Source organism: Monashia sp. NPDC004114 (assembly GCF_053603855.1).
In genome coordinates, this window is the sequence record NZ_JBSGGK010000003.1 from 204,596 (window position 1) to 229,519 (window position 24,924).

Below are 24,924 nucleotides of genomic sequence, written 5' to 3' on the forward strand. Positions count from 1 at the left end.
GGCCACTCGACGGAGCGAGACGGCATATCGACGCGTCCTGGTCGCGCCCAGCGGCACTGCCTCTCCCCTGGTCGAGTGGGCGCCCCGTCACTCCCGCCACACCGGCCACCCACCCGTCATGTGACAGGTGGGACCACGCGGCCACTCGACGGTGAGGACGGACGGTGACCACGCGGCATACACCCGGCACGATGTCCCATCTAGCGCACCACGCGGTAGTCCACGAGAAGGTGGCCACTCGGCGAGGCGGTGCACCGGATCGTCTCGAGCCGGATGGCAGGCAAGCCGTCGAACAGTCTCTTTCCACTCCCGACGATCGTCGGCGCGACAACGAGCCTGAGCTCGTCGACGATGTCGGCAGCAAGCAGCGCCTGCGTGACGGAGATACTGGCGTGGATGCCGATGTCGCCGCCCGGCTGAGCCTTGAGGTGCCGCACGAAGTCGACCAGCTCGCCGTCGATCACGTGCGAGTTGGCCCACTCGACGTCGAGCGGTCTCGACGTTGCGACATATTTCGGGACGGCGTTGATGAAGGACGCGAAGGGCTGGATCTCGCTGCTCGGCCAGAACCCAGCCCATTCGTCGTAGCTGCGGCGGCCGAGGATGACGGCGTCCTGGGTGGCGATGAGATCGGCGCCGCTGGCATCCGTCTCGTCATCCCAGGCGGTGAGGAACGTGTCGGGAGCCTCTGCCACCCCATCGAGAGACAGGAAGTAGCCTGCGACGACCTTGCGGGCCGCCGCGCCGTCCTCGGCAGTGGTGTCCGAGCGGGCCTCGAAAGACATGGCTGGGCTCCCTCCGTGCATTGACGTTGCTGCACACAGTACGTGGAACCGCGGCGCGCAATCGGCCTCTCGCTGTATGCCGTTCGGCTGCGTGGCTCAGCCCAGCGCAGCGACGCGCACGTGCAAGCCGGCGTGGAGGAGTCCAAGCGGCAGCCAGAGGACGGGCCGGCGCCTCGGCCAGGCTGTGCGGTCGGTCACCTACCCGCGCTCACCCGCTGACCGGCGGGACCTGGAGTCCGGGCGGAGGGGCGCCGTGCTCACGGCGGTACCACGCGGCGTATGCGGCAACGGCTGTCGGCAGGGTCGGGAAGATCAGGTCCGCCCCCACCTTGTCGATGAAGCCGGCGGCGTCCAGCGGCACCCTCATGTCTTCTTTGACTCGCGCCATCGCGAACCGAATCCCCCTGTCCGCCAGAGCGTTCCGCAGCGTGCCCAGCGCATCGACCGCGGTCAGGTCGACCTCCGTGTTCGCCTCGGCGTTGAGCAGGAACCACTCCACCGCGCCTCGCCCCTGCGCGGCGTCGGCAGCTCGGAGGGCGCGCGTGACGAAGTCGTCGGAGTTCGCGAAGAACAGCGGCGAGTCGTACCGGTAGACGATGAGGCCGGGCACCTGCACGGCATCCGGGTAGTCGTCGATGTCGTGCATCCCTGCGACGTTCGGCACGTACCCGAGCACGCCGTCGTGCGGGTGGACGATCCGACGCAGCAGGTCGAGCAGCGACAGGCCGATCGCGACGCCGATGCCGGGGAGCACCCCGACGAGGAGCACCGAAGCCGTGGTGGCAACGGAGAGCACCAGCTCGCTCCGCCGGAAGCGCGCGATCCGCCGCAGCTCGGCGACGTCGACCAGACGCAGCGCCGCGAACACGACGACACCGCCGAGGGCGGCCGCGGGGAACAGGGCGATGAGGGGCCCGAGCCAGAGCAGCGTCGCGATCACCAGCACGAGCGACACGAGCGAGTGCAGCTGGGTCCGGCTGCCCAGGCTGTCGGCGATGACCGTGCGGCTACCGCTCGAGCTGATCGGGAAGCCCTGCACCAGTCCGGCGCCGACGTTCGCCGCGCCGAGTGCGAGGAACTCCTGGTCGCTGTCGATGGCCTCGTGACGTCGGGCCCCGAACGCCCGGCCGGTCAGGACGTTGTCGGAGTATGCGACGACGGCGACACCAAGTGCAGCGGGGAGCAGCTGCCACACGTCGACGCCCTCGAGATGCGGGACGTGGATGCTCGGCAGCCCCTGCGGGACGGGCCCGACGACGTCGATCCCTTCGGACTCGTCGAGCCCGAGGACGTGCACGACGAGCGTGGCCGCCAGCATCACGATGAGCGGTCCTGGCCAGTGCGGAGCCGCGCGTTGGAACACGAGCAACGCTGCCACGACGGCGAGTCCGAGCACCAGGGTCGGCACCTCGACATATTCCAGGTGCGTGAGGAAGTACCGCACCTCCTGGACGAACGACTCTCCTTGGACCGTGAGCCCGGTGACCTTGCCGAGCTGACTGACGATCATGAGGGCCGCGATGCCGGCCATGTAGCCCACGAGGACGGGCTTGGAGAGCAGGTCGGCAAGGAAGCCGAGACGGAGCAGGAAGCCGGCGAGGCATACGAGCCCGACGGCGATGGCGAGCAGGGCGGCGACCTCTTGCCGCATGGCCATGCCCCCGGCCGCGGTGACGAGAGCGCCGACGCCCGCTGCGGTCATCAGGGCGGTGGTCGACTCGGGCCCGACCGACAGGAGCCGCGACGAACCGAGGAAGGCGTACACGAGCAGGCCCGGCCCGACCGCCCACAGGCCCGCGACGGCAGGAAGCCCCGCGACCTCCGCGTAGGCCAGCACCTGCGGGACGAGGTAGGCCGACACGGTGATGCCGCCGAGCACGTCGCCGCGGAGCCAGGACCGCTCATAACGCCGGAGCACGGCGACCCCGGGCAGCAGCCGCTCCCAGCGGGTGGGTCCCGCTGGGCCGCCCGTCGGCGGGCCTGTCGACTGCGGTGTCGTCACGCGACGAAGGTACTGTCGCCGTCCCGCTGCGCGCTGCTCAAACGTCGCCGATGGCCGCGACCGCGTCCGCAACGGACTCGACCACACGCACACCGCTCGGCACCGGAGGACGCCGGACGACGACGACCGTGACATCGAGGTCTGTGGCAGCGGCGAGCTTCGCCTCGGTGAGGGCGCCGCCGGAGTCCTTGGTGAGCAGCACGTCGACACGCCGGCTCATGAGCAGCTCGCGCTCAGCGACGTACTCGTAGGGCCCGCGGGCGCGCAGCACCTCCCAGGTTGCCGGGACGGTCCACTCCGGCGGGTCGACCACGCGGGCCAGCACGTACCGGTCGTCCCACCCCGCGAACGCCTCGAGCTGCTGGCGGCCGGTCGTGAGGAAGGGCCGTATGCCGTGTGCCTCGGCCGCTTCGCGGGCGCGGTCGACGTCGTCGACCCACACGAACGAGCCCGCTCGTGGATGACGCTCCCAGCCGGGCCGCTGGAGCCGGACCAAGGGCACTCTTGCGAGCGCGCTGGCACTGACCGCGTTGGCTGTGATGCGCGCAGCGAACGGGTGTGTCGCGTCGATGATCGCCGAAAAGCCTTCGCGCCCAATGTATTCCGCGAGCGCTTCGACACCGCCGAACCCTCCGGTGCGGACCTCGCCCACCGGAAGCGCCGGGGCGCTCACGCGGCCCGCGAGGCTCGACACGACATGGTCACCTCGCGCGTCGAGGGCGGCAGCGACCGCTCGCGCCTCGCCGGTGCCGCCGAGGACGAGGACCCTCACGCGGGCACCCGCAGTCGTCGCGACATCTCGCCGACCGCGACGGCGATCGAGTGTCCGAGGTGGATGCCGGGGTCGACGGCGCTCTGCTGGCTGCCCCCGAGCCCGATGACGATCTCGGGATGGCTGGTGGCGATGGCCCCGACGATCGCGCGGGCCCCGGGGACGTCGCTCTCGCGTGGCACGGCCATGACGACCCCTGCGGCGTGGCGCCGCTCGACCGCTCGGATCCAGTCGGTGGCCGGCAGGTCGGCGCCGACGTAGACAGTGGTGAAGCCGGCTCGGCGGGCGGCCACTGCGAAGGCTAGCAGCCCCAGCTCGTGACGCGCTCCAGGCGGGAGTCCGATGAGCAGCGTGGGCCCGTCGGTGCGGCCGGAAGCCGCCTCGTACGCGGCTGCGAGACGGCGCTGGACGGCATACGACACGAGGTGCTCGCCCGCGACGGTGAGGCGCCCGCGCGCCCACTCCTCGCCGACGAGCTTGAGGGTCGGCAGCAGCCAGTCGTCGACGACGTGCTCGAACGTCCCGAGCGCGAAGCGAGCATCGAGAACCGCTGTGGCAGAAGCGGCGTCGAGCCGTTCGGCCGCCCGGACAAACGCCTCCGCGTCCTCTGAGCGATGCACGAGCGGCGTGGGGTGACGCGTCGACGGGCGTCCACCAAGCGAGCGATCCGTGGCCCGGCGGCGGGCCGCCTCGAGACCACCATCCTGATGCTCGTGCACCGAAAGCTGCCGCAGGGTCTCGGTCGCGGCCTCGCGCGCCGACCAGCCTTCATTGACAAGGGAGTTCATGATCGCAAGGGCTCGCACATCCTCGGTGGCGTAGAGGCGGTACCCGCCCTCGGAGCGCTGCGGGTGGACGATGCCGTAGCGGCGCTCCCACGCCCGCAGCGTGGGCACGCTGATGCCCGTCAGCTCCGCGGCGCGCTTGATGGTGTACACCCGCTCGACCCGCTCCTCACGGTAGGCATTCGGCCTCAGGTCATCGTGTCACGCGCAGGCCCCGGCGGGCGGCCAAACCCTTGACGCAACCTTTGACAGACATTAGACACGCTCCTAGCGTTGGACAAAGGTTGGACACGCACAGTACGACGCCATGGATGGGAGGCCCGGGTGACACGCCAGACCCGAACGCGGTACGGCCGGCGCCCGACCGCGGCTGTCGTCGGCGGCGGGATCTCGGGGCTCACCGCCGCCTACGTCCTCGCCCCGAGCCACGACGTCACGCTCTTCGAGGCGGAGCCGCGCCTCGGTGGCCACGCCCACACTCACACGGTCGCCGGCGCCGGCGGCCCGCTGCGCATCGACAGCGGGTTCATCGTCCACAACGAGCGCACCTACCCACACCTGCTCCGGTTGTTCCGGGAGCTGGACGTGCCGACCCAGCCCACCGAGATGAGCATGAGCATCACCTGCGACGGCTGCGGCCTGTCGTATGCCGGTGGGCGCGGTCTCGGCGGGATCCTCGCCCAGCCCCGCCGGCTGGCCGACCCGCGCTTCGCTCGGCTCCTCCGGGAGGTGCCACGCTTCCACCGGGTGGCTCGCCGCCTCCTGAAGGACCACGACGGCGCTGATCCGAGTTGGGGCGATTTCCTTGCGGAACAGGGCTTCTCGCGCTTCTTCGTACGACACTTCGCAATCCCGCTGGTGTCATGCGTATGGTCGTGCGGCGAGCTCGACGCGTCCGCCTACCCGGCGCGGCACCTGTTCACCTTCCTGGCCCACCACGGCATGCTCTCGGTCGGCGGGTCGCCTCAGTGGCGCACGGTCACGGGGGGCTCCGCGACATACGTCGATCGCCTGGCAGCCCGGCTCCCCGCGGTGCGCACCGTCAGCAGGGTCACCGCCCTCACCCGCCACGACGACGGTGTCGACCTCATGGTCGACGGCGCCTCCTGGCCCGGGCGCGCGACGACGTTCGACCGCGTGGTGGTCGCGACCCATGCCGACCAGGCGCTCGACCTGCTGGCCGACGCGACGCCCGAGGAGAAGCGCGATCTGGGAGCAGTCTCCTACTCCCGCAACGCGACCTGGCTGCATCGCGACACGTCGGTCCTGCCCCGGGCACGCCGTGCGAGGGCTTCGTGGAACGTCCGCCTGAGCACCTGCGACGCGCCCTCGCGCGACGTCGCCGTGACGTACTGGATGAACCGGCTGCACACCCTAGACGACACCGACAACCACCTCGTCACGCTCAACCCCGACGGGCAGGTCGACGAGTCGACGGTCACCGCGCGAATGACGTACGAGCACCCGGTCTTCACACGGGCTGCGGTGGAGGCGGCAGCCCGGCTGCGCGTCGCGGGCGGGAACCGACTGGCGTTCGCCGGCGCCTATCTGGGCTGGGGGTTCCACGAAGACGGCTGCCGTTCGGGCGTCGAGGCCGCCGCATCGTTCGGGGTGCGCTGGTGAGCACGTCCTACACACCACCGCCCCTCCCGGCGCTCGTCGAGGGCACCGTGACGCATGCGCGTGCCACGCCGGTCCGCCACCGGTTCACCGACCACCACTACCAGTGGCTCGTAGACGTCGACGATCTCCCGCGGTTCCGCTGGCCCACAAGCGCGTTCGCCAGGTTCAGCCCGCGCGACCATCTCGACGGCGGTCGGCTGGGCGGCGGCATCCGCGGCGACCTCGAGCGCTTCCTGCTGCGCCGCGGCGTCGCCCTCGCTCCCAGCGACCGTGTGCTGATGCTCGCCAACGCTCGTGTGCTCGGCTACACCTTCGACCCGCTGACGGTCTTCTGGTGCCTCCGTCCCGGCGGCACGCTCGTCGCCGCGGTCTTCGAGGTGCACAACACGTACGGCGAGCGCCACGCGTACCTCCTCGAGGTGGACGCCTCCGGCGCCGCAACCGTCGAGAAGGCCTTCTACGTCTCCCCGTTCAACGACGTCACCGGGACGTATGCCGTCCGCCTCGTCCTCGACGAACACACGGTCGGCGTGTGGGTGCGACTCGACCGGGACGGGCGGCGCGTGCTCACCGCAAGCACCTACGGCCGGCCGCTGCCCGCCACACCCCGAAACCTGCTGCGGCTCGTGCGACGCCACGGCCCGATGACCCAGCGCGTCACGGCGCTGATCCGGGTGCACGGCATACGGCTGTGGCTGCGTCGGCTTCCGGTGGTGCCGCGCCCCAGCCACCCGAAGGAGGCTGTCCGATGACCACCGTCCCGTCGAAGCTCGCCCGGCCGATCTGCCTCAGACGGCCTTCGCTGCGGCACTTCTGCCTGCGCGCGGCCATCGCGCGCCACCTCGTGACGGTGGCTGCCCGTCGGGTGCCGGTCGACATCGCCCTCCCGGACGGCACGCTGCTCGGCGGCGGCTCGCGCACCGCTGGCCGCCCCCTGCTCGAGATCGTCCGTCCTGCAATGTTTTTCGAGCGGGTCGCGCACTCGCCGAAGATCGGCATCGCGGAGGGATACATGGCCGGCGACTGGCGCGCGGGCGAGGGCACGGACCTGGCCGACGTCCTGCTGCCCTTCGCCGAGCGGGTGACGACCGCGCTGCCGCCGTGGCTGCTGGCCCTGCGCTCCGTGGCCGACCGCGCCATTCCCGACTCCCAGCGCAACTCACCCTCCGGTTCGCGACGCAACATCGAGGCGCACTACGACCTCTCGAACGACCTCTTCGCAACGTTCCTCGACGAGACGATGACCTACAGCTCGGCTATGTTCGACCGCACGCCCGGGGCGCCTCCGGTCAGCGACCAGGCACTGGCCACGGCCCAGCGCCGGAAGGTCCGGGCCATCCTCGACACCGCGGGGGTCACCGCGGGCACCCAGCTGCTCGAGATCGGCACCGGCTGGGGGGAGCTTGCGGTCGAGGCCGCGGGGCGAGGTGCGAGCGTGACGACGGTGACCCTCTCCACCGAGCAGGCGGCCTTCGCCCGGCACAGGGTCGCAACGGCAGGCCTCAGCGGCCTCGTCGACGTCCGGGTGCAGGACTACCGCGAGGTGCAGGGCCGCTACGACGCGATCGTCAGCGTCGAGATGCTGGAGGCGGTGGGCGAGGAGTTCTGGCCGACCTACTTCGCCGTGCTCGACGAGCGCCTCGCCCCCGGGGGGGTCGTCTCGATCCAGTCGATCCTCATGTCGCACGAGCGGTACCTCGCGACGCGCGGGTCCTACGGGTGGATCCAGAAGCACATCTTCCCCGGCGGGCTCATCCCCAGCCGGCGGGCGATCGACGACGTGACGGCCGCCCACACCACGCTGAGGGTGACCTCGGCCAACGCCTTCGGCCGGGACTACGCCACGACCCTGCGGCGCTGGCGCGAGGCTTTCGCCGAAGGGTGGCCGCAGGTGCGCGCCCTCGGCTTCGACGAGACGTTCCGCCGCATGTGGGAGCTCTACCTGGCGTACTCGGAGGCCGGGTTCGCCTCTGGCTACCTCGACGTCGCCCAGCTCCGCCTCGAGCGGCCGCGAGAGACGGCCCCCGGCCGGTGAGCGAAGGGACGACGACCCCAGGACGCCGCGTCGCGATCCTGTGGTTCCGGCGCGACCTGCGGCTCGGAGACCACCCGGCCCTGCTGGCGGCCGCCGAAGCCGCCGAGGCTGTCCTGCCACTGTTCGTGCTGGACCCGAGGCTGCTGGACCGCCCGAGTCCCAGGTCTCGACGGCTGATCGCCTCCGTCGCCGCACTGGGCAAGGACCTCGGCGGTGCCTTGGTCGTCCGCAGAGGTGACCCCTGCGAGGTGGTGCCGCGGCTGGCCGCCGAGGTCGGCGCCACCGAGGTCCACGTCACGCGCGAGACGACGCCCTACGGACGACGACGGGACGAAGCCGTCGCCACGTTGCTTGCGGCACAAGGCGGCCGGCTCGTCACAACAGGCACCCCGTATGCCGTCGGGCCGGGGACGGTCGTCACGCGCGGCGGGACACCCTTCCGGGTCTTCACACCCTTCGCTCGGGCCTGGCGTGAGCACGGCAGGCCGGCGCCGGCCCCACGCCCGGGACGTGTGTCGTGGTTCCGGGGTCGGGTCGAGTTCGATGCGCTCGAGCTGGAACCGCGCGATGGGGTCGGCGAGGCGTACGCGCTGAAGCGGTGGCGGGCGTTCCTCGAGACCGGACTGACGGCATACGACCGGGAGCGCGACCGGCCTGACCTCGACTCGACGAGTCGTCTCTCAGTGCCACTCAAGTGCGGCGAGCTCCACCCCCGTACCCTCCTCGCCGATATCGACACCCACCCGGATGCGCGGTCGCCCGGCGCTCGACGGTTCGTGACCGAGCTGGTGTGGCGCGAGTTCTACGCCGACGTGCTCTGGCACCGACCCGAGTCCGCTTGGCACGACTGGCGATCCGACCTGTCACGGCTCCCTTACGACACCGGCCCGGACGTCGCTCGGCTGGTCGACGCGTGGCGCAGCGGTCGCACCGGGTACCCCTTCGTCGACGCCGGCATGCGTCAGCTCGGCTCCGAGGGGTGGATGCACAACCGCCTCCGGATGGTCACGGCGAGCTTCCTCACCAAGGACCTTCACGTGTGGTGGCCGGTCGGCGCTCGGCACTTCCTGGACCGCCTGGTCGACGGGGACCTCGCGTCGAACAACCACGGGTGGCAGTGGGTCGCGGGCACCGGCACGGACGCGGCTCCCTACTTCCGCGTGTTCAATCCGGTGGCGCAAGGCCGGGCCTTCGACCCGGACGGCGACTACGTGCGTCGCTGGGTGCCCGAGCTCGCCCACCTGCCCGGTCCGGCCGTGCACGAGCCGTGGAGGCATCCGGACGGGTACGCGCGGGGGTACCCCGAGCGGGTCGTCGACCACGACGCCGAGCGTCGCGAGGCACTCGCCCGCTACCGCGCCGCCCGCGTGACGAGGTGACCTCGGGATCGCTGGGGGAGTATCGCGGAGGCTAGCGAAAACGCTAGACGGGTGGCCATGCTGTTGTGACGGAGCGCCCACTCGACCAGAAGGGTGCGACCCGCCCCGACCCCGCCACACCCACCCCCCGTCGAGTGGGCGCTCGGTCCCACCCGCCCCATGACGCGTGGCCGTGCCCCTGTGACGGAGCGCCCACGCGACCAGAGGGGTGTGACCCGCCAAGACCCCGCCACACCCACCCCCTCGTCGAGTGGGCGCTCGATCCCACCCGCCCCATGACCCGTGGCCGTGTCCCTGTGACGGAGCGCCCACTCGACCAGAGGGGTGCGACCCGCCCCGACCCCGCCACACCCACACCCCGCCACACCCACCCCCCGTCGAGTGGGCGCTCGGTCCCACCCGCCCCATGACCCGTGGCCGTGCCCCTGTGACGGAGCGCCCACTCGACGGGATGGGTGGGCGACCCAGGACTGCCATAGCGGCGAGTTGTCGCGGTAGCGGCAATTCGGCCATTTATAGCTAGCGTCGTTTAACGCCGCCGCTGTACTGAACGCGGGAGTTTCTTGCGTAGTCGCCAAAGGCGTCGTAGGTTCGACCCGCGATGGGCCAAGGGCCCGCACCCACGAGAGGAGACGTTGTGAGGATCTCGACGAGGACGCTGACCGCTGTGGCAGTCTCAGGAGCGCTCGCGCTCACCGTTGCTGTGGGACACGCGTCCGCAGCGAGCGCATCCCGGACGACCACGGTCAGCTGTGACGTGACGATCACGTCGAACCTGGTGACTCTGAACCAGTCGACCGCGACCCCGACTGGCGTCACGTTCAAGCAGAGCTCGACCTCACCTTCGATCAACTCGTACGTCTGGGCCACCGCCTCCACCGGCAACAGCCTGAGCGCAAAGGCCGTCACCAACGGTGGAACGGTCGCCTGGGCGGGCGTCAGGCCGTCGAACTACACCTTCAAGACGCACGTCGTCTCATCGACCAACTGCAACGGTGGTTGGCCCGGCGACGGCAACTCGACGATGTCGTACACGGCCTGGACCAACGTCTGACCGATGGCGGAAGGCTCTAGGGTTGGTCGCCCCGTTCGGGTGCTGGGATGGGTCCTGCTCACAGCACTACTGGCCGCGAGCTGCTCGCCGTCCCGGGAGGGCGAGATGTCCGCTGACGACCCGGTGTTCGCAGGCCTGGACCGAGGCGTCGTGCTGGAGGTGCTGGCCTCACCCGCTGCTCGGTCACGTGTTCAAGGCGACGATGCGGAGACCGCGAGTGCTCGCTATCAGAACATGGTTCGCAACTTCGTTGCGTGTCGCAGCGCACTCGCTGTCTACCAAGAATGGATCCGCGGTGGCGTGGCGCCGACGTTTCCGCGCCAGCCACAACCCGACCACCCAGCTCCCACCGCGCGCGACATGGACAGCGACATCGCCCAGTTCGTCAAAGAGGCCACCAGCGGCGACATCACGTTGCTGCGTGAGGAGCTCACGAGCAACTCAGGTTGCGGCGCCTGGATCCCCGCCCGGACGGGTGACGCCAATGGTCCGACGATCGCAGACGTCGTCAGGGGCAAGGGGTGAGGCTGGGGAGGTCGGCCCCTCCATTCGCGGTGCTTGTCGCCACGACGTTGTGCATCATGCTGGCTGCGTGCACAGCCGGCGACAGGTCGCCACAGCCGCCGCCCACCCAGCGTGACTCGAGCAGCAGCCTCGACGGACTCGCCGTCACGTGGAGCGCCTTCCGGGTGGTGTACCGCCTGGAGGGCGCCACGCAGGCCTCGTCCGAGGTAGGGATCGACGTCCCGACCGGACTGTCGCTGATCGCCTCCGCTCGACCCGGCCAGCAGGTGGCGCCGGGCGACGCTGTGGGTCTCTTTCGGGTCGCGCCGGCCGTGCTGCACGAGCTCGAAGGGGCAGCCGCGCGCGGGACGGTGGCCTCGTCCCGTCTCCAGGCTCTCGAGGCACGTCAAGGCACCGTCCGAGCCGGGGTTCGTGGAACCTTCTCGAAGCTCCCTGACGGCCAGCCAGGCATCCGCAGCCTCGGCCTGGATGCGACCGTGGCCCTCGCCCCGCTCCAGGAGCTGCGCTACCGGGGACTCACCTTCGTCGGCGAGGTCAGCGTGGAAACGGTGCTCGGCCAGCGGCGCGCTCCGTGTAGGGCCGTCTGGGTCGAGTCATCCAAGCCCGACCCGACAGCCTCCGGCGAAGGCAGTCGAAGCACGGTGCACTGCCGGCTGCCGGATGACGTCGAGTCGGTCCCCGGGCTGCCAGTGACGCTCACCCTGACGTCGCCCGAGCTCAAAGGAGTGGTCGCCCTCCCCTCCATCTACGTCGGCCTCGACCACGGCGGAGACAACTACGTCGTCCGGGTCAAGCGCGACACGGCGTGGGTCGAGCGGCCGGTCGTCGTGGGCGCGACCGACGGGGTGCGACGCGTCATCGTCTCAGGCGTGAAGCCCGGCGACATCGTGCTACCTCCGCCTTCATGACCAACCAGCCGGCCGCCGCTGTGCTGGACGAGGTGAGCGTCGAGTTCGACACTCGCCACGACACCTCCTGGGCTCTTCGCTCCCTGTCCCTGACAGTGCCCGCAGCATCATCGACGGCGATCGTGGGCCGGTCGGGCTCGGGCAAGTCGACCCTTGTCTCGGTGATCGCGCTCCTGAGGCGGCCGACCTCGGGCCGGGTGACGGTGTCGGGCAGGCCCACAGCGTCCCTTGGTGACACACAGCTCGCTCGCCTGCGGGCACATTTCGTCGGGACGGTCTTCCAGAGCTTCCACCTGGACCCCGCGATGACGGCGGCGGAGAACGTCATGCTGCCGTGGTACTTCGGCGGACGTGCGTCACGGAGAGATGCACGCTCACGCGCCGCCTTTCTCCTCGACTGTCTGGAGATCGGCGAGCTCGCCTCGCGACGTCCCACCGAGATGTCCGGCGGTCAACAGCAACGGGTCGCGATAGCTCGCGCGTTGTTTCCCGAGCCTCGACTCCTCATCGCCGACGAGCCCACGGGCAACCTCGACGAGCGGACAGCCGAGGTCATCGGCGACCAGATCTTCTCGCTGCCTGCCCTTCTGGGCACGGCGGTGGTCGTGGTGACACATGACGCAGGGATCGCGGCCCGCGCCTCGCGACAGCTGCACCTCTCAGGCGGCGAGCTGTGCACACCATGAGGCCACGCTGGTCCCTCACTCGCCTGGGCCGCATGGCCCTCGCCTCCAACTGGCATGCAAAGCTGAGGTTCACCCTCCTGACGGTGCTCATCGCCATCGGCGTCCTGGTGTTCCTCACGGTCGCCGAGCTGTCGCGCGCCTCCTCGGAAAGCCTCCACGACGCCATCGACAGCGACCTCGGAGCCGCCGGCACCTACCGGATCGAGCCGGCGCCACAGCTCGGCCTCTCGAGGCGTGAGCTCGTCGACAAGGTCGGTCGAGCCGTCGGCGGTCTCACCTCAGCGCCGATGGTCGTCATAGACGCCCTCCCACCCGTGCGGCCAGAGTGCCCGCCCTTCGACACCCTCGGCGACCTCGCCACCTTCGTGATCCGCGATGCGGATGGCGTTGCGAAAGTGCTCGACGCGATCAGCTCCCCCACACAGGCAGACCTGTGCCTGGCCGGCCTGACGGTCCCGCGTACCGCGCTGCGAGGCACCACCGACGAGGAGGCCCGGACCTTCGGCGCGGGCCTCGTGCTCGCGCCGGCCTACGAACACCTCGTCGGCCTGACCTCCACGGCACCTACCCGCAGCATCGTCGTCATCACGACAGGGCGCGTGGAGGACATGGGCGACGAGATCCTCACGGACCTGCGCGGCGCGCTGAGCGACGACGCGGGGCGCGCAGGGATCCCTGACGAGAGCGCCGTCACCGTCAGCCGAGTTGACTCGGGATCGCAGGTGCGGACCGCGTCTGACGGGATCGCGCTGGTATACCTCCTCATCGGATGGGGTGTCCTGCTGATCGGCGGGCTCGGCATCCTCGTGGCAGAGCTCATCGTGCTCCGGGACCGGATGTGGTTCCTCGGGCTGGCCCGAGCCGTCGGCGCGCGGCGGCAGGACATCGCGGTCCTCGTGCTCAGCGACATCGCGCTGGTGCTGGTCGCCGGTTTTGGCGCGGCGGTGCTCGTCGCCCTCGGCACCGGGCCGATCGTCGAGTCGTTCGGTCAGAGGTCTTTCGGCACGCCGTTGGTCCTGCTGCGGTGGGAGGTGACGCCGCGGCTGGTCGCCGGAGCAGCCCTCATGCTCGTCCTCGGCGGCGCCTACCCGGCCTGGCGCGCGACGCGGCTCGATCCACTGGAGGTGCTGGAGCGTCGTTGAGCCGGTCAGGCCACCGGCTGCCGAGCGAACGCTCGGCGGTACTGCACCGGCGGCAGCCCGATCTGCCGCTGGAAGTGGTGGCGCAGCACGGCCGCCGTCGCGAACCCGCTCTCGCGCGCGATCCGCTCGATGTCGAGGTCAGTCGACTCGAGCAGGTACCGTGCGCGCAGCACGCGCTGGCCGGTCAGCCACTTGTGCGGTGTGGTGCCGACCTCCGAGGCGAACCGGCGGGCGAAGGTGCGCTCGGACATGTTCGATCGCAGCGCCAGCGAGGGCACCGAGTGCTCTTCGTCGAGGTGCTCCGAGACCCAGTCGAGGACGTCCTGGAGGCTGTCGCACTGCTCGGCCGGCAGTGGCGTCTCGACATACTGCCGCTGCCCACCTGACCGATGCGGGGGCACGACCATGCGTCGCGCAATCCGGGTGGCGACCTCCGAGCCGAGCTCCTCGCGCACGATGTGGAGGCACGCGTCGATGCCGGCCGCGGTGCCTGCGCTGGTGAGGATCGGTCCGTCCTCGACGTAGAGCACGTCGAGGTCGACGCATGCCTTCGGGTAGCGGTCCTCCAGGAGCCCGGCATACCGCCAGTGCGTCGCACAGTCGCGCCCGTCGAGCAGACCGGCCTCCGCCAGCCAGAACGCGCCGCTGCACACCGACAGGACCCGCGCCCCCCGGTCGACGGCCTCGCGCAGGATCTCGAGCACCTCGGGGCGGAACGGCCCGTCGACCGAACCACCCGGGATGGCGATGAGGTCGGCATCGCGCGCCGCCTCCAGCGAGTGCGTCGCGACGATGCCCATGCCGGTCTTCGTCCGCAGCACCCGCTCCGGCTCGGCCGCGCACACCCGGAAGTCGAACGGTGGGACGCCGTCGTCGGTGCGGTCGATCCCGAAGACCTCGCAGAGCACGGCCAGCTCGAACGGGGCGACGGGCTCCTCGACGATGGCGGCGATGGTGTGCAACATCCCGTCAGTATGCCCACGTTGGCGGGATCTTGTCGAACATCGTCAGTTCTGCCACTCGTGGCTGCATCGTGACGAGCGCAGACTTTCTGCCATGGACATCATCTTCTTCATCCTCATGATCGCGGCCATCATCGCGGCCCTCAGCCCGCACCACCGCCGCACCTACTCCCTCCCGCACGCGCCCTTCGGCAGCGACGTGGAGTCCGACCGGGACCTCCCGCGGGTCCTGCACGACGCGCCACCCACCAAGTGACGCGCCACGCCCCGCCTGCTCACCCGGCCTTGGCACGAGACCTCCGCCGGGTGAGCAGCACACCGAGGATGCACAGCGCACCACCGGCGAACGTCAGCGGCGGCGGCACCTCGTCGAGCAGCGCCCACGCGATGAGCGTGGCGATGAACGGCACGAGGAACGTCGTCAGCGTCAGCTTCCCGGCGTCGCTTCGAGCGAGCGAGTAGGCCCACGTCGAGAAGGCGATGGCCGTCGGGAAGATGCCGAGGTAGGCGATCCAGAGCAGCGAGCTCGGCTCGCTCGTGCGCACGACGTCGACGAGGTCGCCGGCCCAGGGCAGGCACACGACCGCCCCGATGATGCACGCCAGCCAGGTCACCTCGAGCCCGGGCAACCGGCCGAGCAGCGGCTTCTGCGCGAGGACGCCCACGGCATACGTCACCGCCGCGAGCACCGCGAGCCACACCCCCACGGGGTCTCCGGAGCCGCCGGACGAGAAGCCCTGCGCGATGACGACCACGCCCGCGAACCCGACCACCATCCCGATGACGAGCCACCGCGTCATGGCCTCTCCGAGGAACACTGTCGCAAGCAGGGCGACGATGATGGGGCCGATCTGGACGATGAGCGCCGAGGTGCCGGCGTCGATGCGCCGCTCGGCCTCGTTGAGCGCGAGGTTGTAGATCCCGAACCAGGCCACGCCGCAGAGCAGCAGCAGCGGCCAGTCGCGCCGCGACGGCCACCGACGCGGGCGGCGGAACACGAAGACCCCGAGGGCGACGGACGCGATGAGCAGGCGGCCGAGCGAGAGGGCGCCCGGCGGGACGTTGTGGCCCAGGTGCCTGATCGCGACGAACGCCGAGGCCCAGAGCAGCAGGGTGACGGCCACCGCGCCGACCACGAGCCCGCGTGACCGGCGGCGAGCGGGCTCCCTCCCCTCAGGTGGCGCTGCCGCATCCGGCGTCGGGGCAGTGTCATGGATGTCGAAGGAGCGCGTCATGCCCGGTAGACGCGCGGGCGCGCCGTCGCGTGAGGTCGCGATGCCGGTGGCGATGTCGCTTGCGCTGTCGGTCACGGTGTCGGTCACGGTGCCGGTCGCGGTGTCCTTGGGGTCGCGGGCGTCGAGTGTCACCCGACGAACCTAGGTCGCGGGACCGACAGCCGCCGCCCTCATTCCGGTCAGACGTGACCGAATTGCCGCCACGAGCGGCGTGGCCACCTTGGTCCACAGGAACCAGTACGCGACCCCGGCCGCGAGCGAACCGGCGAACGCCGCGACCGGCCGTCCCCACAGCTGCTCGAGCACCTGCCAGTGGATGACGTAGACGAACAGCGAGCTCGCGGCCAGCACCTGGGTGGCGGGAACCAGCCCGCTCGGCATCCTCGTCGTGGGCAGCCAGATCAGCGCGAGCACGCTGGCCAGGGTCAACGCATCGCGGGCCGGGTTGCCGGAGAACGTCCCGACCATCCCCACGGCAGCCACGGTGACCAGCCACCGCTGGCGGCGCGTCTCCACCCGCGCGATGGCCCACCCGAGGAAGAAGAGGAAGAGGACGACCACGGCCGAGCCCTGCATCCTCGGTACCGGCAGCTGGAACAGGTCGAGCCGGAACGTGAAGGCCGCCAGCAGGAGGGCGACCGGCACCCCGAACGGCCAGCGCCGCTCGAGGCGCGCGAAGGCCGGCAGTGCGGTCAGCAGCATCGCGACGAGGAGGGCGAACACGAGAGCCTCGATGAACCAGAAGCGCCAGGGCGGCCCGAGCCGCGCGTCACCGAACACCCAGTTGGCGAGGAACAGGTTGCGCGTCTCGTAGTAGCCCCACACGACGTGAGCCGGCACGATCACCGCCAGGGTCGGTAGCACGACCCGCAGTGTCCCCCGCCCGAGCGCTCTGATGCGCCCGCGGCGACCCGGCGCGGCGAACGCGAAGCGCACCACGTTGAAGCCCACGAGCACGAGCAGCGCGTGGGCCGTGCCCTGGAGCGAGAAGAGGTCGGCATGCGTGCCGACGATGAGCAGGATCGCGACCGCCCTGAGCCACACCGAGGTCTCCACCGTCCGCGGGCGCGACCAGCGCCGGAGCCGGGTCTCGGTCACCCCGTCGACCGGAGCCGCTGCGTCGCTTCGTGGAGCGTGCGCTCTGCGCCGGTATGCCGTCTCGACCGTCCGGGATGAACGCGCGGTCGCCGCGTGGTCACGGCGCGCAACCTCGGCGTCGGCGAGTGCCTGTAGCTCCGCCACCGGTGTCACGTGCCACGACCGCGGAAGGCAGCCGATGAGGGCCTCCAGGCGCAGCGACACCTCGACGTAGGACAGGGAGTCTCCGCCCAGCGACGCGAAGGTGGACCCAGGCCGCACGGACGCGCGGTGGAGGGTGGCGGCATACATCGTCGCGACGGAGCTCGGCTCCGGCGCGGACGCGACGGTCACGGCTGCGGTGGACTCGGCGAGCGCGACGATCGCCGAGTGGTCGACCTTTCCGGTCGGCAGCACGGGATGGTCGTCGACCTGGACGACGGTGACGGCACCGAGGGGCGCGTTCGCGGCGGTGGCCGTCGCGCGCCGGAGGGCCCCGGCATCGAGCCCCCGGCCTCCCAGGCGCCGGCCTCCCACACCCCGTCGGGAGTCGGCACGGGCCGACACGGCGATGAGGCCCTCCCGGCCGGCGACCCTGACGTCACGTCCGCGTGCTCGCAGCGATGCCTCGACCCGGTCGAGGTCGACGCGGTGCCCGAGCACCTTCGCGTAGCGGCTGGTGCGCCCGGTCACCTCGAAGAGGCCGTCCTCGGCGAGCCGGCCCAGGTCACCCGTCCGGAGCCGGTGGACGGTGCGTCCCAGCGCGAGGTCGGCGGGCTTGGTCGCGTAGCCGAGCATGACGTTGGGCCCGGTGAAGACCAGCTCGCCGTCCTTGACCACCAGCTCGGCACCGGCGACGGGTCGCCCGATCGCGCTGGGCCGCGTGGCGGCCAGGTCCGGTGGGAGGTGGGCCATCCGGGCCGTCGCCTCGGTCTGGCCGTACATGACGTGGAAGTCCCACCCCCGGGCCTGCCCCAGCTCGGCCCAGCGGACGACCCGGTCCGGGTCGAGCCGCCCACCCGCCTGCGTCACATACCGCAGGCTCGGCAGGTCACGGTCGGCGAACCCGGCCCGGTCGAGCATCTCGAAGGTCCAGGGCACGCCCGCGAAGGACGTGGCACCGACGTCGGAGACGAGGTCCCAGAAGCACTCGTCGACGACGGAGAGGTCGGTCAGTGCAAGGCTCGCCCCGCGGGCCAGATGGCTGTGCAGGACCGAGAGGCCGTAGCAGTAGTGCATCGGCAGCGACGTTGCGGCACAGTCGGACTCGCGGATCTCGAGGAGGTCGGCGATCTGCGCGGCGTTGGCCGCGAGGTTGGCCCAGGAGAGGCGCACGAGCTTTGGCGACCCGGTGGACCCGCTGGTGCTGAGCAGGAGAGCCAGGTCGGGGTGCAGGTCGACCGCGGGCTCGCTCCGGTGGACGAGGACCCGGCCGTCCGCCGCGATCTCGATGTCGGGGTCGTAGGCCGTGCGCAGCGCGACGCCGGCCTGGCGGTTGCCGCCGTCGACGAGCAGGACGGCGTGGCCCTGGCGAAGTGCAGCGAGATACGCGACGACGGCCTCGAGCCGGTTCGCCCCCTCCACCATGACGAGACGGCGGGCACCGGCGAGCTCGGCGGCCGCCGCGTCGACCAGGTCGCGCAGCTCGCCGCGGGTGACCTCACGCCCGCCGGGCAGGGCGAGCGCGCGGCGCTCGGGGTCGCGGTCGAGGACGTCGAACCACGGCAGTCGCGGACGCAGGGGCGTGTCCGGCGAGGCGGGTGTGGTCGGCGCGAGAGTCACGCGCCTCATTAGATAGGTAAGCCTTACCTAATCGCAACCTCGGCGGACCCCTGCCCGCACTGTTGCGAGCGCGAAATCCATAAGTTACGGTTAGGTTTATGGCAACAAAGACTTATGTTTCTCGGTTGGACGCCGGCCGGTCGACGACCCTGGCCACCGAGAGCACGTCGCGCGCGATGTCCGTCGCGACCGAGGCATGTTGTCGTTGCCGCTGACGCGGACTGCCGCCGCGCGCTCCCACACCCGGTCAGTCTGAGACACCGGGCACCACTGCCTCACCCGCGCCCTGCCTGACGCACCACTGGCGTGCCAGGCGCTCGCTGCCGCCATTGCTCCCCCTTTGACGAAAGGAACTCCCATGTCCCGCGGCGCATCCCGCACCCCGGTCATGCTCGCCGAGACCGCGAGAAACCTGTCACGACAGCGTTCCCTGTGGCAGGGGTTGGTCGACTTCGACCCCGTCACCCGCTACTACGCCCGCCTGCTCGCCGACGCCGACCACGAGGCGTGGCTGCTGACCTGGCTGCCCGGGCAGGGCACCCCGTGGCACGACCACGGCGGCAGCGCCGGCTCGTTCGTCGTGATCCAGGGCGTGCTCACGGAGGAGGTCGCGGGATACCGCACCGCCGTCGACCTCGACGACGTGCGACGCGCGACCGGCCCTGGCATCAGGCTGACGACGGGTGACCAGCGCACCTTCGGGACACGCCACCTGCACCGCGTCACCAACCACGGTCCGGACCCGGCGGTGAGCCTGCACGTCTACGCCCCGAAGCTCACGGCGATGAGGAGCTATCACGACGTCGACGGCGTGCTCGAGCTCGTCGAGGAGTCGAAGGTCGGGGTCGACTGGTGAGCGAGGCGACCCCGACCCCGCACCGCACGATCGACGACGTGCTTGCCGAGGCCAGAGCGCGCCTGCGGCGCCTCACCCCGGAGGAGGCCGAGGCGGCATACGGCGACGGCGCCGTGATCGTGGACATCCGCCCGGCGGCACAGCGGGCGCACGAGGGAGAGCTGCCGATCGCGACCGTCGTCGAGCGCAACGTCCTGGAGTGGCGGTTCGACCCGACGAGCGCCGCGGCGCTCCCCACAGCCGACCATGACCTCCAGGTCATCGTGCTGTGCCAGGAGGGCTACACCTCGAGCCTCGCGGCAGCGTCCCTGCAGGACCTCGGCATCCACCGCGCGACCGATGTCATCGGAGGGTATGCCGCCTGGCGGGCTCGCGCGGGCTCCTGACCGCCCGGGTCGGCGGGTGCCCGGAGGCGGCCGCGCGCCTCACGATGTCGCCGAGGCGGTCGAGGTGCGCCGACTGAAGCCGCCAGCGCTGGAAGTAGAGCGGCACGTCGACACGGTCGCGCATGCCGATCCGGACCACCTCGCCCCGCTCCTCGGCGGGTGCGAGCTGCGTCGGCAGCAGCACGCCCCAGCCGAGCCCCGCGCGGACGGCAGCGACGAAACCCGTCGCGTCGGGGACCGTGTGGGTGGGTGGGGTCACCGTCACGCGGTGTCGGTCGAGGATCCGCTGCTGGAGGTCGTCCTTGTCGTTGAAGCGGACGAGCGGCATTGCAGCCCAGTCGATCCCGCGACGCGTCGTATGCCGCGCCAGCAGCTCCGGCGTCGCCGCGGGCAGGTAGCGCATCGTCACGAGCGGTTCGGTGGAGCAGCCCTGCACCGGCCCCGGGTCCGACGTCACCGCGCCGAGAACCTCGCCCGAGCGGAGCAGCCGCGCCGTGTGGTCCTGGTCCTCGACGTGCAGCCGAAGGGTCACCTCGTCCCAGGTCGCGCACTCGGCCAGCACTGCGGGGAACCAGGTCGCCATCGAGTCGGCGTTGACCGCGACCGGCAGGTCCACCCGTGCACTCGGATCGGGAGCCAGCTGCGCCACGGCCTCGGCTGCGAGGAGCTGCTGCTGCCGGGCGAGCCGGACGAGAGCCTCCCCGGCGGTCGTGGCCCGGCACGGTGTGGTGCGGACGACGACGACCTGGCCGACCTCCGCCTCGAGCGCCCGGATTCGCTGGCTGACCGCCGATGGCGTCAGGTGAAGCGCCCTGGCGGCGCCGTCGAAGGTCCCGGCCTCGACGATGGTCAGGAGCGTGGCGAGCTGTTCGCTGTCGAGCCGCATGAAGCGATGCTAACGATGCTGTAGGAACCTTCGCTTCCCTTATCGCGGGCGCCCGCCCTACCGTCGTGTGGTGACCTCGCTCCTTCCCGGCTTCCTCACCATGGCCTCGCTCATCGTCGCCATCGGTGCGCAGAACGCCTACGTCCTGCGCACCGGCCTGAGCCGCCACCACGTCGGGATGGTCGTGACGGTGTGCGCCCTCTCGGACGCGGTCCTCGTGGTCGCCGGGGTGCTCGGCGTCGGAGCCCTCGTCACGGCTCACCCGGGACTGCTCAGCTGGGCGCGGTGGCTGGGGGCGGCATACCTCGTCGGCTACGGCATCACCTGCCTCTGGAGCGCGCGACGCCCGCGAGTGCTCGAGGGGAGCGCCGCGACGCCGTCGCGCGGCGGCGTGCTGGCCACGGTGCTCGCCCTGACCTGGCTCAACCCGCACGTCTACCTCGACACCGTCCTGCTCATCGGCAGCCTTGCCAACCAGCACGGTGCGTCGGGCCGATGGTGGTTCGTGGCCGGCGCGATCACCGCGAGCGTGCTGTGGTTCAGCGGCCTCGGCTACGGGGCGCGCCTGCTCGCCCCCCTCTTCGCCCGCCCGGTGACCTGGCGTGTCCTCGACGTCCTCATCGCTCTCGTGATGTTCGCCGTCGCCGCGAGCCTCGCGCTGGGCTGAGGCACCTACCTCAGGCCCCCGCGCAGCCGCCCGGTGCCCGTCTGAGGTAGTCACGGGAGCACGAAATAGGGACCTCGTCCGATGTGGGGCGCTACCTCAGGAACCGAACCTTGAGGAGTCAGAGCAGCCCTCACGAAGGAACGGTCATGAACAGCAACTACCTCGACTTCCGAGCCGTCCAGGCTGAGATGGACGCCCGCTACGCCCGCCGTGGGCGCCGCGGTCCCCGCAACTCGTCTCTGGAAGTGATCCGGCGCACCATGTCACGCGCCGCTCGGGAGGAGCTCAGCCCGAACCGGCCCCGGTGAGCGTCCGCCATGTCGGCCGCCCGCCCGGTCCATCCCGAAAATATGTCCCTGCTGATGTCGGCGCCGTACGCGATGATTTCGCGTATGCCGCTCAGCACCGGCGCCCTCATCGGCAGGGACCCTGATCTCGCCCGACTCGCCGACGCCATCGGCCTGCGCACCCCGACGGGTGCCGACGCCGGTGGCGTCGTCGTGCTGTCCGGAGATGCCGGCATCGGCAAGTCACGGCTCATCGGCCAGACGCTCGCCGACGCCGACGGCGCCGGCTGGTTCACCGCCGTGGGCCACTGCGTCGGCCAGGCCGGCAGCAGCCTGGCGTACCTCCCCTTCGTCGAGCTCCTCGGCGCGATCGACGCGGCGCACCCCGAGGTCGTCGAGAAGGTGCTGGAGTCCCACCCGAGCCTCGGGCACCTGCTGCCCGGACGGCCCGAACTGCATGACGCCGACGCCGCCGGGCGTTCCACCGACCCCGGCCAGGTCGCCGAAGCCGTGCACGCGCTCCTGACGACCCTCGGTGCCGCCGTCCCGACACTCGTCGTCGTCGAGGACGTGCACTGGGCCGACCACTCCTCCAGGGACCTGCTCACGCTGCTGCTGACCCGGGGATTCACGACCACCGTCGGACTCGTCGTCACCTACCGCTCCGACGACCTGTACCGGCGCCACCCGCTGCACGAGACGCTGGCCATCTGGGCCCGCATCGCCGGTCTCGAGCACGTCGACCTCGCCCCGCTCACCGACGCCGCGGTTCGCGAGCTGGTGTCGGGCATCGAAGGCGCACCGACCGACACCCACACCACCGACGAGATCGCGCGGCGGGCCGAGGGCAACCCGTTCTTCGCCGAGGAGCTCGTCGCGAGCGCCGCGTCGGGCCAGACCGTCACCGGCGGCCTGAGCCGGGTGCTCCGCTCCCGCGTCGAGCAGCTCGACGACACCTCGCAGCGCGTGCTGCGAGCCATCGCGCTCAAGGGCGGCCAGTACATCGGGCACGAGCTGCTCTCCCGCGTCACCGGCCTGCCCGACGAGACGCTCGAGGCCGCTCTCGCGTCCGCGGTCGAGCATCACGTCCTCGAGACCCGCTGGCCGCCCGCGTACACCTTCCGTCACGCCCTGCTCGGCGAGACCGTCGCCGACAGCCTGCTGCCCGGCGAGCGGCTGAGGCTCCACCGGGCGTATGCCGCAGTGCTGTCCGAGCACCCCGAGCTGGCCTCCTCGTCCGAGCTCGCGCGTCATGCCGCCGCCATCGGCGACCTGCCCACCGCGGTGCGGGCGAGCCGCGCCGCTGCCGAGGCGGCGATGGCGGTCGGCGGGCCTCAGGACGCACTGATGCATTTCGAGCGGGCGCTGACCTGGCTCGACGAGAACGACCCCGAGCGCGACGAGGTGACGCTTCGAGCGTCGGCGGCGGCGATGGTCGCGGGCGAGCCGGTCCGGGCCATGGACCTGCTCCGTGACCGCCTCGACCACCCCGGCACCGCTCAGGCGCCCGGAGCGCGAGCCGACCTGCTGGCCACGCTCGTCAGCCGGTCCCGCATCCTCGACCTCCCGGTCGACTCCATCGCCCTGACCGACGAGGCGGTCTCCCTCATCGGTGAGGAGGCCGACGAGCTGCGGGTGCGAGTTCTCGTGGCCCGGGTGCAGGCGCTCGTCGACAACGGCGCCTTCGTCGAGGCCGCCGTCGTCGGCAACGAGGTCTCGATCCTGGCCGAGCGCCTCGGGCTCGGTGGTTCGCTCGCCGAGCTTCGCACGATCCTGGCCAGGGTGCTCGAGGCCAACGAGGACCTCGACTCGGTCGAGGAGCACCTGCGCGGCATCGTCGCCGACATCGACCGGGACGACCCGTTGCTGTTGCGAGTCCTGCACCAGCTCGCGGCGATCCGGCACCGTCGCGGCGACCTTCCGGGCGCCCTCGCACAGTACGACGCGGGCGCCGAGGTCGCCCGGCGAATGCACCGTGAATGGGCGCCGTGGGGTCAGGAGTGCCGCTACCTCGGCGGCCTCACGGCCTACGAGCTGGGCGACTGGGACGGCGCGGTGCGGCGGCTCGACCTGGGCGGGCGGCCGGCGCCGCAGCCCGGCCGGTCCATCTTCACGGCCGCGATGCTGCATGTGCAGGCCGGGCGCGGCGAGCCGGTCAACCGCGACGTCTTCGGCGAGCTGCGGCTGTGGTGGCACGTCGACGGGCTCTGTGTGGTGCTGACGGTCATGCCGGGCATCGACCTGCTCGGCGACACCGGGGACATGGAAGCGACCCTCGACCTCGTCGAGGCGGCGGTCGCCACCCTGGACCGCGCCTGGGGCGAGTACCACGCGATCGTGCGCATCGCGGCGCTCGTGGCCGGACAGGCCGCGACGTGGGCGCCGCGCGTCGACCCCGCTCTCCGGGGCCGGCTCGTGCGCCTCGTCGGGACGCTCGCCGACCGCGCGCACGAGATCGGGATCCTGCGTCCTGCGGTCGAGAAGGCCAGCCGGCCCAAGTTCGAGCGGGCCGCGGCCGAGTCCCTCGAGGACACCAGCCGGGAGACATGGGCGTGGATCGCCCGGCTGGACGCGGAGCTGCTGCGCCTGCGGCATACGGCCGACCTCGACGACCCGCCGGAGGCGAGCGAGCTCGTCGAAGCCTGGCGTGCCAGCGTGGCGGCTTTCGACCGCTACGGCCACGTCTTCGAGAGCGCGCGGTCCGGAGCGCGCCTGGCGTCCGCGCTACGGGCCGCCGGCGACACCGCGGGATCGCGCGCGGCGGCCGAGCGGGCCCGTGAGGTCGCCGTCCGGCTCGAGGCGAAGCCCCTGCTCGCGGAGCTCGACTCGGTGCAACCGGGTCCGGGCGCCGCCGCGGCCGTCGACCTCACGCCGCGCGAGCTCGAGGTGCTCCAGCTGGTCGCGCGAGGACTCACCAACGGCCAGGCCGGCAAGCAGCTCTACATCTCGACCAAGACCGTCAGCGTCCACGTGTCCAACGTGCTGGCCAAGCTCGGCGCCTCGAGCCGCACGGAGGCCGCGGCGATCGCCCGGCAACGCGGCCTGGTGCCCTGACGGCATGAGATCATCGGCCATGTGCAACTGAGGGGT

23 protein-coding genes are annotated in these 24,924 nt (G+C 71.3%); 15 read left to right on the forward strand and 8 right to left on the reverse strand.

What is annotated here, in order from left to right; genetic code table 11:
- Positions 1 to 200: 200 nt before the first annotated feature.
- From ACWEOW_RS05805 to ACWEOW_RS05820, 4 genes are all read right to left on the reverse strand, one after another.
- A complete protein-coding gene (locus ACWEOW_RS05805) occupies positions 201 to 785 on the reverse strand; it encodes a dihydrofolate reductase family protein (protein WP_452268219.1) in 585 nt (194 codons plus the stop codon).
- Positions 786 to 993: 208 nt separating this feature from the next.
- Entirely contained in the window at positions 994 to 2,787 is a 1,794-nt protein-coding gene (locus tag ACWEOW_RS05810; protein ID WP_452268220.1) for a SulP family inorganic anion transporter, read from the reverse strand.
- 37 nt (positions 2,788 to 2,824) lie between these two features.
- A complete protein-coding gene (locus ACWEOW_RS05815; protein WP_452268221.1) occupies positions 2,825 to 3,559 on the reverse strand; it encodes a cobalt-precorrin-6A reductase in 735 nt (244 codons plus the stop codon).
- A complete protein-coding gene (locus tag ACWEOW_RS05820) occupies positions 3,556 to 4,497 on the reverse strand; it encodes a MerR family transcriptional regulator (RefSeq protein WP_452268222.1) in 942 nt (313 codons plus the stop codon). The genes ACWEOW_RS05815 and ACWEOW_RS05820 overlap by 4 nt, the downstream gene beginning before the upstream one ends.
- Before the next feature lie 171 nt (positions 4,498 to 4,668).
- On the opposite strand from ACWEOW_RS05820, the gene ACWEOW_RS05825 reads away from it, so the two are divergent.
- The 9 genes from ACWEOW_RS05825 to ACWEOW_RS05865 all read left to right on the forward strand — a co-directional run bounded on the left by ACWEOW_RS05825 (position 4,669) and on the right by ACWEOW_RS05865 (position 13,696).
- Entirely contained in the window at positions 4,669 to 5,967 is a 1,299-nt protein-coding gene (locus ACWEOW_RS05825) for an NAD(P)/FAD-dependent oxidoreductase (RefSeq protein ID WP_452268223.1), read from the forward strand.
- Positions 5,964 to 6,719 (forward strand): DUF1365 domain-containing protein, encoded by a 756-nt coding sequence (locus ACWEOW_RS05830; RefSeq protein ID WP_452268224.1) that lies wholly within the window; start codon positions 5,964 to 5,966, stop codon positions 6,717 to 6,719. Before ACWEOW_RS05825 ends, ACWEOW_RS05830 begins: the two co-directional genes overlap by 4 nt.
- On the forward strand, positions 6,716 to 8,002 hold the full coding sequence (locus ACWEOW_RS05835) for a class I SAM-dependent methyltransferase (RefSeq protein WP_452268225.1): 1,287 nt from the start codon (positions 6,716 to 6,718) through the stop codon (positions 8,000 to 8,002). The genes ACWEOW_RS05830 and ACWEOW_RS05835 overlap by 4 nt, the downstream gene beginning before the upstream one ends.
- Positions 7,999 to 9,381 carry a cryptochrome/photolyase family protein gene (locus tag ACWEOW_RS05840; protein WP_452268226.1) on the forward strand — a complete coding sequence of 461 codons (1,383 nt, stop codon included), beginning with the start codon at positions 7,999 to 8,001 and terminating at the stop codon, positions 9,379 to 9,381. Before ACWEOW_RS05835 ends, ACWEOW_RS05840 begins: the two co-directional genes overlap by 4 nt.
- 637 nt (positions 9,382 to 10,018) lie before the next feature.
- Positions 10,019 to 10,435: a hypothetical protein gene (locus ACWEOW_RS05845; RefSeq protein ID WP_452268227.1), complete on the forward strand. Its 417-nt coding sequence runs from the start codon at positions 10,019 to 10,021 to the stop codon at positions 10,433 to 10,435.
- 150 nt (positions 10,436 to 10,585) lie between these two features.
- Positions 10,586 to 10,960 (forward strand): hypothetical protein, encoded by a 375-nt coding sequence (locus tag ACWEOW_RS05850; RefSeq protein ID WP_452268228.1) that lies wholly within the window; start codon positions 10,586 to 10,588, stop codon positions 10,958 to 10,960.
- Positions 10,961 to 10,989: 29 nt separating this feature from the next.
- Complete coding sequence (locus ACWEOW_RS05855; RefSeq protein WP_452268229.1) at positions 10,990 to 11,868, forward strand: hypothetical protein; 879 nt, start codon at positions 10,990 to 10,992, stop codon at positions 11,866 to 11,868.
- Positions 11,865 to 12,554 carry an ABC transporter ATP-binding protein gene (locus ACWEOW_RS05860; protein WP_452268230.1) on the forward strand — a complete coding sequence of 230 codons (690 nt, stop codon included), beginning with the start codon at positions 11,865 to 11,867 and terminating at the stop codon, positions 12,552 to 12,554. Before ACWEOW_RS05855 ends, ACWEOW_RS05860 begins: the two co-directional genes overlap by 4 nt.
- 32 nt (positions 12,555 to 12,586) lie before the next feature.
- Positions 12,587 to 13,696, forward strand: coding sequence for an ABC transporter permease (locus ACWEOW_RS05865; protein WP_452268231.1), 1,110 nt, complete (start codon positions 12,587 to 12,589; stop codon positions 13,694 to 13,696).
- 5 nt (positions 13,697 to 13,701) lie between these two features.
- Here ACWEOW_RS05865 and ACWEOW_RS05870 read toward each other — a convergent pair whose 3' ends face one another.
- On the reverse strand, positions 13,702 to 14,661 hold the full coding sequence (locus tag ACWEOW_RS05870; protein WP_452268232.1) for a GlxA family transcriptional regulator: 960 nt from the start codon (positions 14,659 to 14,661) through the stop codon (positions 13,702 to 13,704).
- Between the two features lie 91 nt (positions 14,662 to 14,752).
- Between ACWEOW_RS05870 and ACWEOW_RS05875 the strand changes: the two genes are divergently transcribed.
- Positions 14,753 to 14,914, forward strand: coding sequence for a hypothetical protein (locus ACWEOW_RS05875; protein ID WP_452268233.1), 162 nt, complete (start codon positions 14,753 to 14,755; stop codon positions 14,912 to 14,914).
- Between the two features lie 19 nt (positions 14,915 to 14,933).
- Here ACWEOW_RS05875 and ACWEOW_RS05880 read toward each other — a convergent pair whose 3' ends face one another.
- Both ACWEOW_RS05880 and ACWEOW_RS05885 read right to left on the reverse strand, forming a co-directional pair.
- The gene (locus ACWEOW_RS05880; protein WP_452268234.1) at positions 14,934 to 16,025 is read right to left on the reverse strand and encodes a DMT family transporter; all 1,092 of its coding nucleotides are present in this window, start codon (positions 16,023 to 16,025) and stop codon (positions 14,934 to 14,936) included.
- A gap of 9 nt (positions 16,026 to 16,034) precedes the next feature.
- A complete protein-coding gene (locus ACWEOW_RS05885) occupies positions 16,035 to 18,752 on the reverse strand; it encodes an AMP-binding protein (protein ID WP_452268235.1) in 2,718 nt (905 codons plus the stop codon).
- A gap of 358 nt (positions 18,753 to 19,110) precedes the next feature.
- Between ACWEOW_RS05885 and ACWEOW_RS05890 the strand changes: the two genes are divergently transcribed.
- Both ACWEOW_RS05890 and ACWEOW_RS05895 read left to right on the forward strand, forming a co-directional pair.
- Complete coding sequence (locus ACWEOW_RS05890) at positions 19,111 to 19,608, forward strand: cysteine dioxygenase (RefSeq protein ID WP_452268236.1); 498 nt, start codon at positions 19,111 to 19,113, stop codon at positions 19,606 to 19,608.
- Positions 19,605 to 19,994: a rhodanese-like domain-containing protein gene (locus ACWEOW_RS05895; RefSeq protein WP_452268237.1), complete on the forward strand. Its 390-nt coding sequence runs from the start codon at positions 19,605 to 19,607 to the stop codon at positions 19,992 to 19,994. Before ACWEOW_RS05890 ends, ACWEOW_RS05895 begins: the two co-directional genes overlap by 4 nt.
- On the opposite strand, the gene ACWEOW_RS05900 is transcribed toward ACWEOW_RS05895, so the two are convergent.
- Complete coding sequence (locus ACWEOW_RS05900) at positions 19,951 to 20,880, reverse strand: LysR family transcriptional regulator ArgP (RefSeq protein ID WP_452268238.1); 930 nt, start codon at positions 20,878 to 20,880, stop codon at positions 19,951 to 19,953. The two genes, ACWEOW_RS05895 and ACWEOW_RS05900, sit on opposite strands and share 44 nt — an antisense overlap.
- A 70-nt stretch (positions 20,881 to 20,950) precedes the next feature.
- Between ACWEOW_RS05900 and ACWEOW_RS05905 the strand changes: the two genes are divergently transcribed.
- The 3 genes from ACWEOW_RS05905 to ACWEOW_RS05915 all read left to right on the forward strand — a co-directional run bounded on the left by ACWEOW_RS05905 (position 20,951) and on the right by ACWEOW_RS05915 (position 24,888).
- A complete protein-coding gene (locus tag ACWEOW_RS05905; RefSeq protein ID WP_452268239.1) occupies positions 20,951 to 21,547 on the forward strand; it encodes a LysE/ArgO family amino acid transporter in 597 nt (198 codons plus the stop codon).
- A 146-nt stretch (positions 21,548 to 21,693) separates the two neighbouring features.
- Complete coding sequence (locus ACWEOW_RS05910; RefSeq protein WP_452268240.1) at positions 21,694 to 21,855, forward strand: hypothetical protein; 162 nt, start codon at positions 21,694 to 21,696, stop codon at positions 21,853 to 21,855.
- 84 nt (positions 21,856 to 21,939) lie between these two features.
- Positions 21,940 to 24,888, forward strand: a complete 2,949-nt coding sequence (locus tag ACWEOW_RS05915) for a helix-turn-helix transcriptional regulator (protein WP_452268241.1) — start codon at positions 21,940 to 21,942, stop codon at positions 24,886 to 24,888.
- The last annotated feature ends 36 nt before the right edge of the window (positions 24,889 to 24,924 follow it).

What these genes read in the sequence shown, in the direction of transcription:
- ACWEOW_RS05805 (WP_452268219.1), bottom strand. Translation starts at nt 785, where the DNA reads ATGTCTTTCGAGGCCCGCTCGGACACCACTGCCGAGGACGGCGCGGCG.
- ACWEOW_RS05835 (WP_452268225.1), top strand. Translation starts at nt 6,716, where the DNA reads ATGACCACCGTCCCGTCGAAGCTCGCCCGGCCGATCTGCCTCAGACGG.
- ACWEOW_RS05860 (WP_452268230.1), top strand. Translation starts at nt 11,865, where the DNA reads ATGACCAACCAGCCGGCCGCCGCTGTGCTGGACGAGGTGAGCGTCGAG.
- ACWEOW_RS05865 (WP_452268231.1), top strand. Translation starts at nt 12,587, where the DNA reads ATGGCCCTCGCCTCCAACTGGCATGCAAAGCTGAGGTTCACCCTCCTG.
- ACWEOW_RS05870 (WP_452268232.1), bottom strand. Translation starts at nt 14,661, where the DNA reads ATGTTGCACACCATCGCCGCCATCGTCGAGGAGCCCGTCGCCCCGTTC.
- ACWEOW_RS05875 (WP_452268233.1), top strand. Translation starts at nt 14,753, where the DNA reads ATGGACATCATCTTCTTCATCCTCATGATCGCGGCCATCATCGCGGCC.
- ACWEOW_RS05890 (WP_452268236.1), top strand. Translation starts at nt 19,111, where the DNA reads ATGTCCCGCGGCGCATCCCGCACCCCGGTCATGCTCGCCGAGACCGCG.
- ACWEOW_RS05900 (WP_452268238.1), bottom strand. Translation starts at nt 20,880, where the DNA reads ATGCGGCTCGACAGCGAACAGCTCGCCACGCTCCTGACCATCGTCGAG.
- ACWEOW_RS05910 (WP_452268240.1), top strand. Translation starts at nt 21,694, where the DNA reads ATGAACAGCAACTACCTCGACTTCCGAGCCGTCCAGGCTGAGATGGAC.
- ACWEOW_RS05915 (WP_452268241.1), top strand. Translation starts at nt 21,940, where the DNA reads ATGCCGCTCAGCACCGGCGCCCTCATCGGCAGGGACCCTGATCTCGCC.